This is a genomic window from Roseateles sp. P5_B10 (genome assembly GCF_056400485.1).
Window position 1 is genome coordinate 1 of sequence record NZ_JBFULE010000785.1, and the last position, 2397, is coordinate 2397.

The window sequence follows — 2397 nt, forward strand, 5'->3', positions numbered from 1 at the left end:
GCTACACCTACTCCGCTTCGCACCAGTACCTGTCCGACATCACGGCCGGTGCGCGCGTGGGCTCGCCGGTCACGCTGGCGAACAAGACGCTGACCGACGGCGTCTTCGATGCGGACGACCTGGCCTTCAGCGGGCTAAGCAGCGCGCCCACCATCGAGGCGCTGGCGATCTACGTGGACACCGGGGTTGAGGGAACGTCGCCGCTGATCTTGTTCATCGACACCGCGACCGGCCTGCCCATCGCGGCCCTCGCCACGGGCGGCACCGTCGCATGGGACAGCGGCGCGAACAAGATTTTCAAGCTCTGAGCCCGACATGAGCTTCACTCCCCTCGCCAACCGGATCGCCACGACCGACACTGGCGTCACCACGGCCTACAACTCGCAGGCTGCGGGCGTCAAGGGCATCACCATCATCACGATGGGCGCAGCCAGCGCGCCCACTGACAATGTCGGCAACACCTACACCAAGCGCGCTTTCCGGGCCGCTTCCGCGGAGGGTGCGCTTTGGGACTGTCTCAGCCCCATCACGTCAACCGCGCACGTCATCACATCGCATGGCGCTGCCTCGGTGCTCCTCGCCGAGTTCTGGACCTGCACCGATTCGCCCGCCGTCGACCTGATCCCCGTTGCGCATGACGTGTCGGGCACCGGCGCCGGCTTGGCGTTTGCAGACTTCACCCCCAGCGGCGCGGGCGGTTTCGTCATCGGCGGCCATGGCATCCTGACGGTCGATCAACCCGCCAGCTATGCGGCCGCGAACGGCTTCACGACGCTGGGCTCGCAGGTCTACAACGGGGGCGTCAACTTCGGCGCCGGCATGGTCGGGCAGGTGCAGACCACTGCTACCTTGGTGGACGATGCGACGAACTACGCCACCTGGGCGGCGTCTGCCAATGGCGTCAAGCTGGCCATCGTCTACAAGGAAGTCGCCTCCGCCAGCATCGCCCTCGACGACGTCGTAGACGGCAAGGGCATCCAGCGCGCAAGCGGCGTCGGTGCGTTGACGATCACCGGCACGTCAACGGCCGCCACAGGCATCGAGGCGCGCGTCGTGCTGCACGGCACCAGTACCGAAGTGCTGACGTGGACCAGCATCAAGGGCGCGCATGCGGGCGGGGCCTTCACCGGCACCCCGATCAACGTGCCTGAGGGCGCTTGGTACAACTTCCAGATTCGCCAGACGAACGACCATTCAGTAGTCGCCAACGGGTCCAACCGCTTCGGTGTGGGCGCCTTCATCGCCATCGTCGGCCAGAGCCTGGCTGCTCGCATGTCGACGGACGGGACCAGCGTGTCCCCTAACGCGCGGCTGGCGCAGTACTCTGGCAGCGCCGGCACGGCCTGGGCGCTGCGCACCAACACCGGCACCGCGGCGAACACGCTTGGTAACTCGATCATCTCGGCGCTGGGCGGCAGCATTCCTGTCTGGATCCTCAACTACGCCATCGGCTCCACGGCGCTAGATGCTGCGGCCGACTCGGGGTCGGGCTACTGGCTCAACACAGCAGGAGGGTCGCCCTATGCGCTGTTCCTGGCTGGCGTGAACTCGGTAGGCGGCAAGCTGGAGGCCGTCTATTGGGCCCAGGGCGAGCAGGACGGCTACAGCAACCTCGTCAGCGAGGCCACCTACGCGGCCGGCCTGGCGACGCTGTTCGGTCGCATCCGCACCGCCTTCAGCCAGGCGGCGCTGCCGGTAATCATCAGCCCGCTCGGCCGCTACACGAACCCGGGCCCGACAGATGCCTCGTGGGAGGGCATCCGCCGCGCGCAGATCACGGCAGGCGGCTCGGCCAACAACTACCTCGCGGCGTTCAATCAGGATCTGACCCTGACGGACTATGTCCACCTTGACGACGCCGGCGCCGTCAAGCAGGGCGTGCGCGGCGCGCGGGCCTACCGGGCCGCCATGGGGCTCTCGGCGTATGTGCGCGGCCCAGCCATTGCCAGCGCGGTGAAGACGTCGAGCACCACCGTCGAAGTCACGCTGACCCACCGCGGCGGCACTGACTTCACGCCCAGCACCGGCATCACGGGCTTTGCCGTCACCGGTGGTGCCGCGCCGGCCATCAGCGCAGCAGTGCGCACCACCGCCACCAAGATCACGCTGACGCTGGCCACGGCCCTGACCGGCGGCGAGTCGCTGCGCTACCAGTACGGCGCCAACCCGACAGTCTCCAGCCCGGTGCGCGACGACACCGCCGACGCGCTGACGCTCGGCCTGGAGTCTGGCCAGGCGCTRCTCATCACGGTGCCCGATGTGACGGCGCCAACGCTCACCTCGCCGACGGGGGCAGCCACGGGAACGACCACCGCCACCGGCACGGTGACGACGGACGAAGGCAACGGCACGTTGTACTACTACGTGTCTGTCAATGCGACCGAGACCGGCGCCACC

2 protein-coding genes are annotated in these 2397 nt (G+C 67.9%); both read left to right on the top strand.

All coding sequences use genetic code 11. The features are described from left to right. Nucleotides 1–308, top strand: a 308-nt coding sequence (locus AC1DU6_RS27600) for a hypothetical protein (protein ID WP_477861028.1), incomplete at its 5' end; no start/stop codon positions are given. A gap of 7 nt (nucleotides 309–315) precedes the next feature. Further along, the coding region (locus AC1DU6_RS27605; RefSeq protein WP_477861030.1) for a sialate O-acetylesterase at nucleotides 316–2397 on the top strand (2082 nt) is incomplete at its 3' end.